Source organism: Sulfitobacter sp. CB2047 (assembly GCF_000735125.2).
Lineage (GTDB): Bacteria > Pseudomonadota > Alphaproteobacteria > Rhodobacterales > Rhodobacteraceae > Sulfitobacter > Sulfitobacter pontiacus.
Genome location: NZ_CP072613.1, coordinates 326,107 through 341,103, shown reverse-complemented (window position 1 = coordinate 341,103; position 14,997 = coordinate 326,107). Strand labels below are relative to the sequence as shown.

The window sequence follows — 14,997 nt, the reverse complement described above, 5'->3', positions numbered from 1 at the left end:
CTTTTCTGCGTTTAGCGCTGAGATAAACGGTTATGGTCGCGCGTCAATCGCGCAGCGGCGTTTCTGCCGTGGCCAGCGCATCGGCCAAGCGCTGCTGCGCAGAGCCGGGTCGCAGGGGTTTGGGCTGGCTGTCCGCCGGTGCCCAGCCCGCCAGAAAGACCAGCTCAAAGCTTGCTTTGATGCGCCCCTCTGGCGTGGCGTAGTGGTCGCGGTAAAGCTGCCCCGCCGCGTCAAAGATCGCTCGGCTACTGGGGCGGCGCAGGCGGCTGGTCAGCGCGTTGGCCTCTCCCATGGCGCGCAGGTCGCGCATCAGGTGCCAGATATCGCTGTATTCTGTCGTCAGCGTCACGGAATCCGCCACCGGCAGCGCAAGCCCCGCCCGTTGCAGCAGCCCGCCGATATCACGCAACTCGGCCATAGGGGCGATCCGCGGCGACAGCCCGCCGGTGATCGACGCCTCGGCCTGACCCAGGCAGGCGCGCAGCTCGTGCAGGGTCTGCCCGCCGAAACCAACGCTTAGGAACAGCCCGTCGGGTTGCAGGGCACGGCGTGACTGGATGATTTGACCCACCGGATCATTCGCCCAATGCATCCCCATCGCATGGACCACCAGATCATGCGCGCCCTGGGTCAGCGCAAGCGTATCGGTGTCCTCCACCAGCGTCGCGGAGGGGTGCAGCGCGCCCCAGACCTGCGGGAAGCCGGTGACAATCGCTGCTGACGTAAAGGTTCTGTTAACCAGCGACAGCCGATCATCGACCTCTTCAAGCGCGGCGCGGTGCAGGAACAGGGCGTCATCGGTGGCGCGGCTGCGGTTGCGGGTCAGCGCCGCGCGATCGGTCAGGGTGTGTGAAGCGTTCATGAAAGGATAATAAGATCATGCGAGACCAGTTACAAACCGCTGTTGCGCTGATTTATCCGCCGTCCTGTCTGGCTTGCGGGGCGTGGGTGGCTGCACATGGGGGGCTGTGCGGTCCGTGCTGGCGCGACACGGGGTTCATTGAAGGTGTGGTCTGCGAAACCTGCGGTATTCCCTTGCTAGGCGATCTGTCCGAGACAGACGTGCGCTGCGACGCGTGCCTTGCCGCGCCGCCGCCGTGGGACCACGGGCGCGCAGCCCTTTTGTACCGAGATACCGGCCGCCGACTGGTGCTGGCGCTGAAACACGGCGACCGTCAGGACATCGCCAAACCCGCAGGACACTGGATGGCGCGGGTGATCGCGCCCTTCGTCACGCCTGACACTTTGGTGGTGCCCGTGCCGCTGCATTACGCGCGGCTGTGGAAGCGGCGGTTCAACCAATCGGCCCTGCTGGCCCGTGCGCTTGCCCGTGAACACAAGCTTGGGTGGTGTCCTGACGCGCTGCGCCGCGTCCGACGCACTGCCGCGCTAGAGGGGAAGGGACGCCGCGAACGCTTCGCCCATCTGGATGGCGCGATCACCGCCCATCCCCGCCGTGCCGACCTGCTGCGCGACCGTCCGGTGCTGTTGGTGGATGACGTGATGACATCGGGCGCGACATTACAGGCGTCGGCGCGGGCCTGTCTGGAGGCACGTGCAGGGCCAATCTGCGTTGTGACACTGGCAAGAGTGGCAAAAGATACTTAAGTCTTGATCCAACCCATTTGTTGAAAGGACATCAACATGCAACCTGTTGAGATCTATACCTCCCCGCTGTGCGGCTTTTGCCATGCCGCCAAACGTTTGCTGAATGAAAAAGGCGTGAGCTTTGCCGAGGTCGACGTGCTTGCCCAGCCAGAGCGTAAGTCCGAGATGATCGAGCGTGCGAATGGCGGGCGCACTGTGCCGCAGATCTTTATCGGCGACACCCATGTCGGCGGCTGTGACGACCTTTACGCGCTTGAGCGTGCGGGCAAGCTGGACGCTCTGTTGGCCTCCTGATGCAGGCGGCGCTGATCCAGCTGAACGTCAGCGATACACCGGCCCGCAATCTGGCGGGCACGGTACAGATGGTGCGCGATGCTGCGGCGCAGGGGGCGGCGTTTGTCCTCACGCCAGAGGTCACGAACTGCGTCTCGACCAGCCGCGACCACCAGCGCAGCGTTTTGCAGCACGAAGACGATGACATCACCCTCGCCGCCCTGCGGGATGTGGCGCGAGAGGCGGGCATCTGGCTGCTGATCGGGTCGCTTGGGCTGAAAACGCGGGATGCGGACGGGCGCTTTGCCAACCGGTCGTTCCTGATTGATCCGAAGGGGCAGATCAAAGCCCGCTACGACAAGATCCATATGTTCGACGTGGATATCGACGCGGGCGAAAGCTACCGCGAATCGGCGGGCTACCGCCCCGGCGATCAGGCGGTTGTGGCGCAGACGCCTTTCGCCAAAATCGGGATGAGCATCTGCTATGACATGCGCTTTCCCAAGCTCTACCAAGCGCTGGCGGATGCGGGGGCCACGATCCTGACCATGCCCGCCGCGTTTTCGCCCGTGACCGGTGCCGCGCATTGGCACATGTTGCTGCGAGCCCGCGCGATCGAGACAGGGTGTTTCGTGTTGGCCCCCGCGCAGACCGGCACCCATGCCAGCGACAGCCACAAGACTCGCGACACCTACGGCCATTCGCTGGTTGTTGCCCCGTGGGGCGAGGTGCTGCTGGATGCGGGCACCGCGCCGGGCATTTATCCGTTCACGCTGGACATGGCGCGTGTACAAGAGGCACGTACCCGCGTACCCAGTCTTGCCAACCGGCGGGATTTCAAGGCACCTTAGTAACGGCTTATGACGGAAAATCGAAACTCACTTGCGATCACGTTGATCAGCGAATTGCTGTCGGCTGATCAACGGATGCGCAACCGGCTGACCCGGGCGCTGCCCAAAGGCATGGAGATTTCGCATTTTTCGGTGCTGAACAATCTGGCTTGGCATGACGGCGAAAAGACCCCCGCGCAGCTGGCCGAGACGTTCAATGTCACCCGTGGCGCGATGACGAATACGCTGAATAAACTGGTCTGGGCGGGCTATGTGCATATCCGCCCCGACTGGGACGATGCGCGGCGCAAAATGGTGGCGATCAGCCCAGCAGGGCGCAACGCGCGAGATCATGCGATCCGGCAAATTTCGCCGTTGATCAATGACGTGGCCGATGATCTGGGCGAGGCGCAGGTGCGTGCTACGCTCGATACCCTGCGCGCCCTGCGGCGCCAGCTGGAAGGCTGACGCCGGTTTGGGTCACTCTGGCTTCAGGCTGGCGGTGACGTAGTTCACGCTCAGGTCACGATCGGACAGACGCCACGACCATGTGATCGGGTTAAACACGAAGCCCTTGCGATCCACCGCCGTCAGGCCCGCCTTGTGCAGCAGGTCAAAGAGTTCATCCGGGGTGATGAATTTCGACCATTCATGGGTGCCCTTGGGCAGCCAGCGCATCACGTGCTCTGCCCCGACAATCGCCATCATGAAAGACTTGGGGTTGCGGTTCAGCGTCGAACAGATGTGCAGCCCGCCGGGTTTCAGCAGGGTGCGGCAGGCGATCAGATAATCGATGGGAGAGGCGACATGTTCGACCACCTCCATGTTCAGCACCACGTCGAATTGTTCGCCCGCTTCGGCCAGCGCCTCGGCGGTGGTGTGGCGGTAGTCGATCTCGAGCCCCGATTGCTGCGCATGGACCTGCGCGACAGGGATGTTGCCCGCCGCGGCATCGGCACCGACCACGGTCGCACCCAACCGCGCCATCGGTTCCGACAGCAGCCCGCCGCCGCAACCGATGTCCAGAATCCGCAGCCCGCGAAACGGTTCGGGCGATTTCAGGTCACGGTCGAACTCTCCGGCGATTTGGGCAGTGATGTAATCGAGCCGGCAGGGGTTGAGCATATGCAGCGGCTTGAACTTGCCGTTCTCGTCCCACCATTCGGCGGCCATGGCCTGAAACTTTTCGATCTCGGCGGGGTCAACAGTGCTTTGAGGCGCTTGCATTCTGATCTCTCTGTGCTCTTTTGGGTCCAATGACTATATAGGGCTGTAATGGACAAAATCCCGGACCAAAAGCGCGCAGTGCAATATCTTCACCCGCCGATCGACCCGTTCGATCAGCGGATGATGGATGTGGGCGATGGTCATTCGATCTATGTCGAACAATGCGGCAACCCCGATGGCATCCCCGTGGTGGTCCTGCATGGCGGCCCCGGCGGCGGGTGCAGCCCGTCGATGCGGCGCTATTTCGATCCGGCAAAATATCACGTGATCCTGTTTGACCAACGCGGGTGCGGGCGGTCCAAGCCTTTTGCGTCGGTCATCAATAACACCACATGGGATCTGGTCGCGGATATCGAACGCATCCGCAAAGCGCTTGGCATCGAGAAATGGATCGCTTTTGGTGGCAGCTGGGGCGCGACGCTGGCGTTGATCTATGCCGAAACCCACCCCGAGAGGGTGCGCAACATCATCCTGCGCGGCGTTTTCATGATGACGCAGGCGGAGCTTGACTGGTTCTATGGCGGCGGCGCGGGCAAGTTCTGGCCCGATCTTTGGGCGCGGTTTACCGGCCTGATCCCCGAAACCGAGCACGGCGATCTGATCGCGGCCTATCACCGGCGGCTGTTCTGCGGTGACCGCATGACCGAGGTGAAATACGGCAAGGCCTGGGCCGCGTGGGAAAACGCGCTGGCCTCGATCCATGCGTCGGGCGGGTCGTATGAGGGACCGGGGGAATATTCGCGCACCTTCGCCCGGCTTGAGAATCACTATTTCACCAACGCCGGATTTCTTGAGTTTGATGGCCAGATCCTTGCGCATGTGGACCGCATTGCCCATATCCCCGGCGTGATTGTGCAAGGCCGCTACGATATGATTTGCCCCCCCTCCAGCGCGTATGAACTGGCGCAGGCTTGGCCCAATGCCGAGCTGAAGATGGTGCGCAACGCCGGTCACGCGCTGTCCGAACCCGGCATCAGCGCCGAACTGGTGCGCACGATGGACAGGATTGCCGCGCAATGACCCGCTCTTTGATGGATCGCCGTGCTTTATTTGCCTCGGGTGCTGCGGCGGCCTTGCTGGCGGCGACAGGTGTGTCGGCGGCGTCCATGCCCAAAGCGGGCGGGCGGTTGCGGATGGCGCTGTCGGGGGCGGCGCGCAGCGATACTTGGGGGCAGGGCGATGGACTGTTCATGCAGGTGGCGCGGCAGGGGCTGATCTTTGATACGCTGACCGAAATCGCCGCTGACGGCACCCTGCGCGGAGAGCTGGCAACAGCCTGGCAGGGCATCGCCGACGGGCGCGTCTGGCTGGTCGATCTGCGCAAGGATGTGCTGTTTCACGATCAACATCCCATGACCGCGCGCGATGTTGTCGCGTCCCTCGCGCTGGACGGTGTGGTAGAGGCGACAGGCCCCCATCAGCTGCGCATCACGATGGATGCGCCCGCGATGGACTTGCCCTTTACGCTGGCGGACCCGCGTCATGTGATCCGCGCCGCCCACGCGATGGACGACGGCATTGGCACCGGCCTGTACCGTCTGCGAAGATTTACGCCGGGTCAGCAGGTTTTGGCCGAACGTGTGGCGGATCACTACAAAGGGCGCAGCGCCGGCTGGTTCGATACGGTTGAACTGGTGTCCATTCCCGCGCAGCAGGTTCGTGCGCAGGCGATGGCTGAATATCTGGTCGAAGCGGCAGACCTGAATGATGGCGAAGCCCTTCAATCCTATGATGATATTGCCTTGCTGCCCCATGCACGCGGGGTGACCCATGCGGTGTCACGCAGCATCGCCATGCCCCTGCGCACGGGCCAGCATCGCCCGTTGGACAACCTGCGCGCCGCCGAACGCTGGTGGCTGGCCTAAGCAGGGCAGGCACACGGGGCTTGCAGTTTCACATATACGGGCGTATATGACGTCTCAACAGCGGCGCATCGGGGTCCACACCTGAGGCTCCACCGATCTTGAACACGGGCCGCGCGCCCGTTTTTTTGTGCCTGCTCGAAACTGCAGGATGATAGTGAGATTATGAACAACGACCTGATTGCAAAAGCAGCCATTGATCGCCGCATGGCCGAGATCATCACACCGGTGATCGAGGATATGGGGTTTGAACTGGTGCGCGTTCGCCTGATGTCGGGCAAGTCGACGACGTTGCAGGTGATGGCAGACCGTCCCGATGGCGGTATCGAGGTGGACGAGCTGGCCCTGATCAGCCAATCCATCAGCGCTGTCATGGATGTCGAGGATCCGATCCTTGATGAATACACCCTTGAAGTGTCGAGCCCAGGCATCGACCGCCCGCTGACGCGGCTCAAGGATTTCGAGATGTTCGAGGGCTATGAGGCCAAGATCGAGACCGGCGAACTGATCGACGGCCGCCGCCGCTTCAAGGGCGAGCTGGCAGGCGTCGAGGATGACGAGGTGCTGATCAACGTCGAGGAAGGCACCATCGGGCTCAAGTTCGATTGGCTGACCGACGCCAAACTGGTTCTGACCGACGATCTGATCAAAGAAATGCTGCGCCAACGCAAAGCGTCCGGTGCGATTGACGAAACCAAATTCGATGACATCGAGACCGAAGGGTCCACCGAGGGAGACGACTAAATGGCCATTACATCTGCCAACCAGCTGGAACTGCTGCAAACCGCCGAGGCTGTGGCCCGCGAAAAGATGATCGACCCCAATCTCGTGGTTGAAGCGATGGAAGAATCGCTCGCTCGGGCGGCGAAGTCGCGCTACGGCGCTGAGATGGACATTCGCGTTTCCATCGACCGCAAGACCGGTCGCGCGACCTTTACCCGTGTGCGTACGGTTGTGGCCGATGACGAGCTTGAGAACTATCAGGCGGAGTTCACGGTAGAGCAAGCCAAACAGTATATGGCCAACCCTGAAATCGGTCAGGAATTCAGCGAAGAAGTCCCACCGGTTGAAATGGGCCGTATCGCCGCACAATCCGCCAAGCAGGTGATCTTGCAGAAGGTCCGCGAAGCGGAGCGTGACCGCCAGTACGAAGAATTCAAAGACCGCGCCGGCACGATCATCAACGGTCTGGTCAAGCGCGAGGAATATGGCAACGTTATCGTCGATGTGGGCGCTGGCGAAGCGATCCTGCGTCGCAACGAGAAAATCGGCCGCGAAAGCTATCGCCCGAACGACCGTATCCGCGTGTACATCAAGGATGTGCGCCGCGAACAGCGTGGCCCGCAGATCTTCCTGAGCCGCACCGCGCCCGAATTCATGGCCGAGCTGTTCAAGATGGAAGTGCCTGAAATCTATGACGGCATCATCGAGATCAAGGCCGTTGCCCGTGACCCCGGTTCGCGCGCGAAAATCGCTGTCATCTCTTATGATGGCTCCATCGACCCTGTGGGGGCCTGCGTTGGTATGCGCGGCAGCCGCGTTCAGGCCGTTGTGAACGAGCTTCAGGGCGAAAAGATCGACATCATCCCGTGGAACGAAGACCAGCCGACGTTCTTGGTGAACGCGTTGCAGCCTGCTGAAGTCTCCAAGGTTGTTCTGGACGAGGAAGCGGGCAAAATCGAAGTCGTCGTTCCCGAAGAACAACTGTCGTTGGCGATTGGCCGTCGTGGTCAGAACGTGCGTCTGGCGTCGCAGCTGACCGGTCTGGACATCGACATCATGACCGAAGAGCAAGAGAGCCAGCGCCGTCAGGCCGAGTTCGAACTGCGCACCAAGCTGTTCATGGACAATCTGGATCTGGACGAATTCTTTGCCCAGCTTCTGGTTTCCGAAGGGTTCACCAACCTTGAAGAAGTCGCCTATGTCGAGGTGGACGAGCTACTGGTCATCGACGGTGTGGACGAAGACACCGCAAGCGAACTGCAAGCCCGCGCCCGTGACGTGATCGAAGCGCAGAACAAAGCGGCGCTTGATGCGGCGCGCGCCTTGGGTGTGGACGACACGCTTATTGAATTCGACGGTCTGACACCCCAAATGATTGAGGCACTGGCCAAAGACGACGTTAAAACGCTCGAAGATTTCGCGACTTGCGCGGATTGGGAGCTGGCCGGCGGCTGGACTACCGTGAATGGCGAACGCACCAAGGATGAAGGGACACTTGAACCTTTCGATCTGTCGCTGGAAGATGCGCAAAAGCTGATCATGACCGCGCGCGTCCTGCTGGGGTGGGTCGATCCTGCGGAGCTTGAAGCGGATGATGTCGACGAAGAATTCGATGCCGACATCGACACGGACGAGGAGGCCGAGGCCTGATCGCGGGGCCTTGGGGAACGATATGACACGTGGTGGCGTTTCTAAAGACCGGCAAGACGGTCCCGAACGAAAGTGTATCGCCACTGGCGAGGCGCAGCCCAAAAACGGGCTGATCCGCTTTGTCATTGGTCCCGACATGCATGTTTTCCCGGATATCATGGGGAAACTGCCCGGTCGGGGGATGTATGTGTCAGCGGATCGGGCCGCGTTGGAAAAAGCGGCCAAGAAGGGTCTGTTCGCCCGCTCGGCCAAGCAACCTGTCAAGGTTGCGGATGATTTGGTGGATGAAGTTGAAAAGCAACTTGTCCGCCGTGTGGTTGACCTGATTTCGTTGCAACGCAAGGCGGGCAAGGCCGTTGCGGGCTACGAAAAAGTCAAAGGTTGGCTGCAAATGGAAGAAGCCGAAGTGTTGATCCAGGCAGTAGATGGATCGGGCCGCGGCAAATCGAAACTAAGCACGCCGCATTACGGCCATTACATTGGCTGGCTGACGGCAGACGAATTGGGTTTGGCTTTCGGACGCCAAACTGTGATACATGGGGCGCTCGCCTCTGGTGGTCTTACCTCTCGTGTTGTAGAGGAGGCTCAGCGGTTAAAAGGCGTGCGCATAAACGAGGGTGGCAACGGTCACCCGAAAGGATAGACGAGCTTCATGAGCGATAGTGACGGCAAAAAGACATTGGGCCTGCGGGGAGCGTCTTCGCGTCCCGGCAACGTAAAGCAAAGCTTTAGCCACGGGCGGACGAAAAACGTCGTGGTCGAGACCAAGCGCAAGCGCGTTGTGGTGCCCAAACCTGCTGGCGCAAAAGCCGGCGGCGGTAGCAATCCATCGCTCGGGGATCCCTCCAAGCGTCCGGCAGGGATCACCGATTCCGAAATGGAACGCCGGCTTAAGGCGGTTCAGGCTGCCCGCGCCCGCGAGGCGGAAGAAGCCGAAGCACGCGCAGCCGAGGAAAAGGCCCGCGCGGAAGACCGCGAGCGTCGTCGTGCCGAGATCGAGGCGAAAGAAGCCGAAGAGCGCGAGCGCGAGGAAAGCCTGAAGGCGAAAGCCGAAGAGGACGAGCGCCGCAAGAAAGAAGCGGAAGCCGCAGCAGCCGCTGCCGCAGCCCCCGCAGCGGCCCCTGCTGCGCCGCGTTCGCCGAACATCAAATCCGGCGCACCGACCCCCGCGGCCCGCAAGAAAGAAGGCGACCGCGAGGAAACCAACAAGCGCAACAAGGGTGGCGACGATAGCCGTCGTTCCGGCAAGCTGACGCTGAATCAGGCTTTGTCCGGTGGCGAAGGTGGCCGTCAACGTTCCATGGCGCAGATGAAACGCAAACAGGAACGCCAGCGCCAGAAGGCAATGGGCGGTTCGGTTGAGCGTGAAAAGGTCGTGCGCAACGTCAACCTGCCTCCGGCGATCGTGGTTTCCGAACTGGCGAACCGGATGGCCGAACGCGTTGGCGCTGTCGTCAAAGCATTGATGACAAACGGCATGATGGTCACGCAGAACGAAACCATCGACGCTGACACAGCCGAGCTGATCATCGAGGAATTCGGCCACAAAGTGGTGCGCGTTTCCGACGCTGACGTTGAAGACGTGATCAAGGAAGCCGAAGACGATCCGAAAGATCTGGTCTCGCGTCCTCCGGTCATCACGATCATGGGCCACGTTGACCACGGTAAGACATCGCTGCTTGACGCGATCCGCAAAGCCAAGGTTCAGTCCGGCGAAGCGGGCGGTATCACGCAGCACATCGGTGCCTATCAGGTCACAACCGACAACGGTCAGGTTCTGAGCTTCCTCGATACACCGGGCCACGCGGCCTTTACCTCGATGCGGTCACGCGGTGCGCAGGTCACCGACATCGTCGTTCTGGTGGTCGCGGCGGATGATGCTGTGATGCCTCAGACGATCGAAGCGATTAACCACGCGAAAGCGGCCAAGGTGCCGATGATCGTGGCGATCAACAAGATCGACAAGTACGAAGCGAACCCTGACAAAGTCCGTACGGACCTGCTGCAGCACGAGGTCATCGTTGAAAAGATGTCCGGTGAAACACAGGACGTCGAAGTATCGGCAACCACGGGTCAAGGTCTGGACGAACTGCTGGAAGCCATCGCGCTGCAAGCGGAACTGCTGGAACTGAAAGCGAACCCGAACCGCGCCGCGGTCGGTGCCGTGATCGAAGCGCAGCTTGACGTGGGCCGCGGCCCCGTTGCGACTGTTCTTGTTCAGAACGGTACGCTGCGTCAGGGCGACATCTTTGTTGTGGGCGAGCAGTACGGTAAGGTCCGTGCGCTGATCAACGATCAGGGCGAGCGCGTGAAAGAGGCAGGCCCATCCGTGCCGGTAGAGGTGCTTGGCCTGAACGGGACACCGGGTGCGGGCGACGTTCTGAACGTCACCGACACCGAAGCGCAGGCGCGCGAAATTGCGGAATACCGTGAAAAAGCCGCCAAAGATAAACGCGCTGCGGCTGGTGCTGCCACGACGCTGGAACAGCTGATGGCGAACGCCAAGGTGAATGAAACCATTAGCGAACTGCCTTTGTTGATCAAAGCAGACGTTCAGGGTTCTGCCGAAGCGATCGTTCAAGCGATGGAAAAAATTGGCAACGACGAAGTCCGCGTGCGCGTCCTTCACTCGGGCGTAGGTGCGATCACCGACACCGATGTTGGTCTTGCCGAAGCCTCCAACGCGCCGATCATCGGCTTCAACGTGCGTGCAAACGCCTCGGCCCGTGCCTCGGCCAACCAGAAGGGTGTCGAGATCCGGTATTACTCGGTCATCTATGACATGGTTGATGATGTGAAAGCTGCCGCAAGTGGCCTGCTGAGCAACGAGATCCGCGAACACTTCATCGGCTATGCGTCGATCAAAGAGGTGTTCAAAGTGACTGGCGTTGGCAAGGTTGCGGGCTGTCTGGTGACCGAAGGCAAAGCAAGCCGCGCCGCTGGTGTGCGTCTGCTGCGCGACGATGTCGTGATCCACGAAGGCACGCTGAAAACGCTCAAGCGCTTCAAGGACGAAGTTGCCGAAGTACCGTCAGGCCAGGAATGTGGTATGGCGTTCGAGAACTACGAAGACATCCGTCCGGGCGACGTTATCGAAATCTTCACACGTGAAGAAGTCGTACGCACGCTGGACTAAGTTACACTTCGTCCGATATCTGATGATCAGAAGCCCGGTTAAATGTCCGGGCTTCTGTCGTTTCAAAGACCCGTTTATCTTCGTTAAAGCTCAGCCGGTCGACACAGACCTGATCGTCCGAGATTTTCACAAGGTTGAAATCATTCGGCTCTCCGCGCACGCGCGACGACAGGCTGGTCCCCGCATGCAACTGGATCGCCGTGGTGCCGCCGGATTCGACGGTAAAATTCTCTGCGTGCCACGTGTGAAGGTGCCCCGACAGGATCAGGTTCGCCCCGCAAGACAGCAGCTTTTCCAGCGCGATCTCGGCACCGGGTATGGGCTTTTTCTTGGTGTGATTGGGATGCTCTAGCGGGTGATGCACCACTAACACGCGGGCTTTGCGCGCGGCGGTGTCGTCCATCGCCTTGCAGGCATGCGCGATACGCCCTGCCGTCAGCTTTCCCGTCTGCCACGAAAAGCGATCGACCGAGTTGATGCCGATGACGACCATATCGTCGTCTTCATACCGAGGCGTCAGATCGGCGTTGATCCATTTGCGATACCGCCGCCACGGCATGAAAAACCGCTGGAACGGGCGGTCAAGCAGGACATCATGGTTCCCCGGCACACCCAAGACAGGCGCGTTGATCCGCTGGATAAAGTTATGCGCTTCCTCGAACTGGCTCCGCCGCGCGCGCTGCGTGAAATCGCCCGAGATGGCGACCATATCGGGGTTCAGTTCGTTCACACAAGAGAGCAGCGGTTCCAGCAGGTCGGGTCGATCCTTGCCGAAGTGTAAATCTGAGAGATGTACCAATGTGCTCATCTGACGGCCTCGTTGAATTCGGCAGGAACGATCAGTTGCAGGGCCTCGCGCTGCATGTGCAGTTTGAACGGGCCCTTCATGCGGCTTAGCTCTCCGTCGCGGGCAACGGGGCGTGATTTATGCGGCATCTCAAGCGTGATCTCGTTCCCGCAGTGCATTTGATAGTCGGTTTCACGTTTCGCGACCCCAAGGGCCAGCGCGGCGGCGTGTTTGAACAGCCCCCAGCGGTTCGTATCGGGGGCAACCAGCAGCACCATGCCGCCCTTGGCGATACAGTCTTCGCCGCTCAGCCCCATTTGATTCAGCTGAAAGGCGTTGCTGATCGCAAAGACCAGCGGTGTCCTATGTTTAAAAGATTTGCCATCGATCGTCACCGTCAGCCTCAGCGGCGCGCGGAGTGTTGCCAGCGCTTTGACCACCGACCAATAGGCCGCAACACGGCTGCGACCCCAGCGGTCATAGATGCCTTCGCGGGTTTTCAGAATGGCGGCATAGGCCCCGATGCTGGCGTTGTTCAGAAACGCGTTGCCATTGATCTTGGCGATGTCCGTGGGGCGCAGGACACCCTTGGCGATGACATCCACGGCTTCGTCAACGGTTTCGGGTAGGTTCAGCGATCGGGCGAAATAGTTGAAGGTGCCCGCGGGGATAATCCCCATCTGGTTGCGCACATGCGCCAAGCCCGAGGCGACGCCGCTGATCGTTCCATCGCCGCCTGACGCGACGATGGTGGCATCGGGGTTCGCTTCGGCAGTGGATTGCGCCACCTGTCCCAAATCCGCGCCATTGGGCGAGAATTCAACGAAGCTGACGGGAATGTCGTGGTGTTGAAACCTGTCTGAAATCCGGGACTTACGCTCTGTCCCGTCTTGGCGGCCGGAGCCCTTGTTCAGAATAACGATAACACGTTGAGGCTTCATGATTGATCCATCCTTGATGACCTAAGCAAACGCTTGGGGCAGGGGGATGGTTCAGATGTTTTGCGTGTGCCTGATCAGTTCCGGCGCTGGATTGGCTTGCCGGTATAGATCGCGTCATCAACCTTAACCGATACGCGGCCGTCGGGCATGTCGCGGACGAAAATACCCTGGACGGATACGGTGGAACCGATGGTGATTGTGCGAAGCATTGCTTCCTCCCAGAAGAACCTGAAGTTGCATCTTTATAAGCGACAATTTGCCTGAGTCTAGCAACAAAAAAGTCAAGGATGCAGCATTCACGCGCGTAAAGAAACAGCTGCGAGGTCGCGCTGGCCCTAAAGCCAGTCGCGCAGGATCGGAATCAGGGGAATGTCCGCAGGGGGCATCGGATAATCTTTCAGCGCATTGGCACGGACCCATTTCAGGGTCTGCCCCTCGCGCGCCTGCGGTGTGCCATTCCATTTGCGGCAGGCAAACAGCGGCATCAGCAGGTGGAAATCATCGTAGGCATGGCTGGCAAAGGTCAGCGGGGCAAGGCAGGACGCCCATGTGTCGATGCCAAGTTCTTCTTGCAGCTCGCGGATCAGGGCGGCTTCGGGGGTTTCGCCGGCTTCGACCTTGCCGCCCGGAAACTCCCACAAACCGGCCATGGATTTGCCGGGCGGGCGCTGTGCCAAAAGCACACGCCCGTCCACGTCGATCAGGGCTACCGCCGAGACAAGGATAACCTTCACGAACGATAGTCCGCGTTGATCTCGATATAGCCGTGGGTCAGGTCGCAGGTCCAAACCGTTGCTTTGCCGTCGCCAAGGCCCAGATCAACGCCGATGGTGATGTTCTGGCCCTTCATATGCGCCGCCGCTGCCTCTTCCGAGTAGTCGGGGCTGCGCCAGCCGTCTTTGGCCACCTCGATATCGCCAAAGCGGATCGACAGCCGATCCCGATCAGCAGCGGCCCCTGATTTACCGACGGCCATTACCACGCGGCCCCAGTTCGGGTCCTCGCCCGCGATGGCGGTCTTGATGAGGGGGGAATTCGCGATGGCCATGCCGTGGATCTTGGCGTCGTCATCCGTAGCGGCACCGGTCACGGCGATCTCGACGAATTTGGTCGCCCCTTCGCCGTCTTGCACAACCTGATGCGCGAGGTTCAGCATGACGCCGTGCAGCGCTTCCGAGAACGCATCGCTTTCGCTGGCATCCACGCCCGACGCGCCAGTAGCGGCCAGGATCAAACTGTCGGAGGTCGATGTGTCGCTATCCACGGTGATGCAGTTAAAGGTGCTATCGGTATGGGTCGACAGCATTTTTTGCAGCGCCGGTTGGCTGACAACCGCATCGGTGAAGATATAGACCAGCATCGTCGCCATATCTGGCGCGATCATGCCCGATCCCTTCGCAATCCCCGCGATAGAGACTGTTTCACCGTCAATCTCGACCTCGGCACGGGCCCCTTTGGGGAAGGTGTCCGTGGTCATGATCGCCTTGGCCGCATCGGAAATGCCCTTGTCGGACAACGCGCCCTTAAGGTCCGCCAGAACAGCCGTGATCCGGTCGTGGGGCAGCGGTTCGCCGATCACACCTGTCGATGAGGTGAAAACACGCGATTGGGGAATGTTGCAGACATCAGCAACCGCAGAGGTAATTGCTTCGACCGCGGTGACGCCGCCCTTGCCGGTGAAGGCATTGGCGTTGCCAGAGTTGACCAGGATTGCGGCACCGGTGTCTGATGTCGCGCCGATCTTGGCCTGACAATCCAGAACCGGCGCGGCGCGGGTGGCAGAGCGTGTAAACGCCCCCGCCACCGTCGAGCCCGGGGCCAATTCGGCCAGCATCACATCGGTGCGGCCTTGATACCGTACCCCCGCCGCGATGGTGGCGAAACGCACACCATCGATGACAGGAAGATCAGGGAAGTGATCGGGTGCCAGCGGGGATACAGCGGTGATTTTGCCCATTTG

The 14,997-nt window shown here is 60.6% G+C and carries 17 protein-coding genes; 10 read left to right on the top strand and 7 right to left on the bottom strand.

Annotation, left to right across the window (positions count from 1 at the left end):
- Nucleotides 1-43: 43 nt before the first annotated feature.
- On the bottom strand, nt 44-862 hold the full coding sequence (locus IV89_RS01625) for a hypothetical protein (RefSeq protein ID WP_037942380.1): 819 nt from the start codon (nt 860-862) through the stop codon (nt 44-46).
- Between the two features lie 17 nt (nt 863-879).
- On the opposite strand from IV89_RS01625, the gene IV89_RS01620 reads away from it, so the two are divergent.
- Genes IV89_RS01620 through IV89_RS01605 form a run of 4 tightly spaced genes read left to right on the top strand, consistent with a single transcriptional unit; the run spans nt 880 to nt 3,179 of the window.
- The gene (locus IV89_RS01620; RefSeq protein ID WP_037942379.1) at nt 880-1,608 is read left to right on the top strand and encodes a ComF family protein; all 729 of its coding nucleotides are present in this window, start codon (nt 880-882) and stop codon (nt 1,606-1,608) included.
- A 36-nt stretch (nt 1,609-1,644) separates the two neighbouring features.
- A complete protein-coding gene (grxC, locus tag IV89_RS01615) occupies nt 1,645-1,902 on the top strand; it encodes a glutaredoxin 3 (RefSeq protein WP_005850844.1) in 258 nt (85 codons plus the stop codon).
- Nucleotides 1,902-2,732: a carbon-nitrogen hydrolase family protein gene (locus tag IV89_RS01610; RefSeq protein WP_037942377.1), complete on the top strand. Its 831-nt coding sequence runs from the start codon at nt 1,902-1,904 to the stop codon at nt 2,730-2,732. Before grxC ends, IV89_RS01610 begins: the two co-directional genes overlap by 1 nt.
- Nucleotides 2,733-2,741: 9 nt before the next feature.
- Nucleotides 2,742-3,179 carry a MarR family transcriptional regulator gene (locus IV89_RS01605; protein WP_005850847.1) on the top strand — a complete coding sequence of 146 codons (438 nt, stop codon included), beginning with the start codon at nt 2,742-2,744 and terminating at the stop codon, nt 3,177-3,179.
- Nucleotides 3,180-3,191: 12 nt separating this feature from the next.
- On the opposite strand, the gene ubiG is transcribed toward IV89_RS01605, so the two are convergent.
- The gene (gene ubiG, locus IV89_RS01600) at nt 3,192-3,938 is read right to left on the bottom strand and encodes a bifunctional 2-polyprenyl-6-hydroxyphenol methylase/3-demethylubiquinol 3-O-methyltransferase UbiG (RefSeq protein ID WP_009825745.1); all 747 of its coding nucleotides are present in this window, start codon (nt 3,936-3,938) and stop codon (nt 3,192-3,194) included.
- A 48-nt stretch (nt 3,939-3,986) separates the two neighbouring features.
- Here ubiG and pip point away from each other — a divergent pair, with 48 nt between their 5' ends.
- The 6 genes from pip (at nt 3,987) to infB (ending at nt 11,309) form a co-directional block, all read left to right on the top strand.
- On the top strand, nt 3,987-4,958 hold the full coding sequence (gene pip / locus IV89_RS01595; protein WP_037942374.1) for a prolyl aminopeptidase: 972 nt from the start codon (nt 3,987-3,989) through the stop codon (nt 4,956-4,958).
- Nucleotides 4,955-5,803, top strand: a complete 849-nt coding sequence (locus IV89_RS01590; protein WP_037942372.1) for an ABC transporter substrate-binding protein — start codon at nt 4,955-4,957, stop codon at nt 5,801-5,803. The genes pip and IV89_RS01590 overlap by 4 nt, the downstream gene beginning before the upstream one ends.
- 162 nt (nt 5,804-5,965) lie before the next feature.
- Nucleotides 5,966-6,544 (top strand): ribosome maturation factor RimP, encoded by a 579-nt coding sequence (gene rimP, locus IV89_RS01585; protein ID WP_005850854.1) that lies wholly within the window; start codon nt 5,966-5,968, stop codon nt 6,542-6,544.
- Complete coding sequence (nusA, locus tag IV89_RS01580) at nt 6,545-8,173, top strand: transcription termination factor NusA (protein ID WP_037942370.1); 1,629 nt, start codon at nt 6,545-6,547, stop codon at nt 8,171-8,173.
- Between the two features lie 22 nt (nt 8,174-8,195).
- Nucleotides 8,196-8,816 (top strand): RNA-binding protein, encoded by a 621-nt coding sequence (locus IV89_RS01575; protein WP_005850857.1) that lies wholly within the window; start codon nt 8,196-8,198, stop codon nt 8,814-8,816.
- Between the two features lie 9 nt (nt 8,817-8,825).
- Entirely contained in the window at nt 8,826-11,309 is a 2,484-nt protein-coding gene (infB, locus tag IV89_RS01570; protein ID WP_005850858.1) for a translation initiation factor IF-2, read from the top strand.
- A 1-nt stretch (nt 11,310) separates the two neighbouring features.
- Here the strand turns inward: infB and IV89_RS01565 are convergent, their stop codons facing one another.
- From IV89_RS01565 to argJ, 5 genes are all read right to left on the bottom strand, one after another.
- Nucleotides 11,311-12,117 (bottom strand): metallophosphoesterase, encoded by an 807-nt coding sequence (locus tag IV89_RS01565; RefSeq protein ID WP_037942368.1) that lies wholly within the window; start codon nt 12,115-12,117, stop codon nt 11,311-11,313.
- Complete coding sequence (locus tag IV89_RS01560) at nt 12,114-13,037, bottom strand: diacylglycerol kinase family protein (protein WP_037942367.1); 924 nt, start codon at nt 13,035-13,037, stop codon at nt 12,114-12,116. Before IV89_RS01560 ends, IV89_RS01565 begins: the two co-directional genes overlap by 4 nt.
- A 74-nt stretch (nt 13,038-13,111) precedes the next feature.
- Nucleotides 13,112-13,246 (bottom strand): hypothetical protein, encoded by a 135-nt coding sequence (locus tag IV89_RS18625; protein WP_005850863.1) that lies wholly within the window; start codon nt 13,244-13,246, stop codon nt 13,112-13,114.
- Between the two features lie 126 nt (nt 13,247-13,372).
- Entirely contained in the window at nt 13,373-13,771 is a 399-nt protein-coding gene (mutT, locus tag IV89_RS01555) for an 8-oxo-dGTP diphosphatase MutT (protein ID WP_005850865.1), read from the bottom strand.
- On the bottom strand, nt 13,768-14,994 hold the full coding sequence (gene argJ, locus IV89_RS01550; RefSeq protein WP_037942365.1) for a bifunctional glutamate N-acetyltransferase/amino-acid acetyltransferase ArgJ: 1,227 nt from the start codon (nt 14,992-14,994) through the stop codon (nt 13,768-13,770). Before argJ ends, mutT begins: the two co-directional genes overlap by 4 nt.
- Nucleotides 14,995-14,997: the final 3 nt, after the last annotated feature.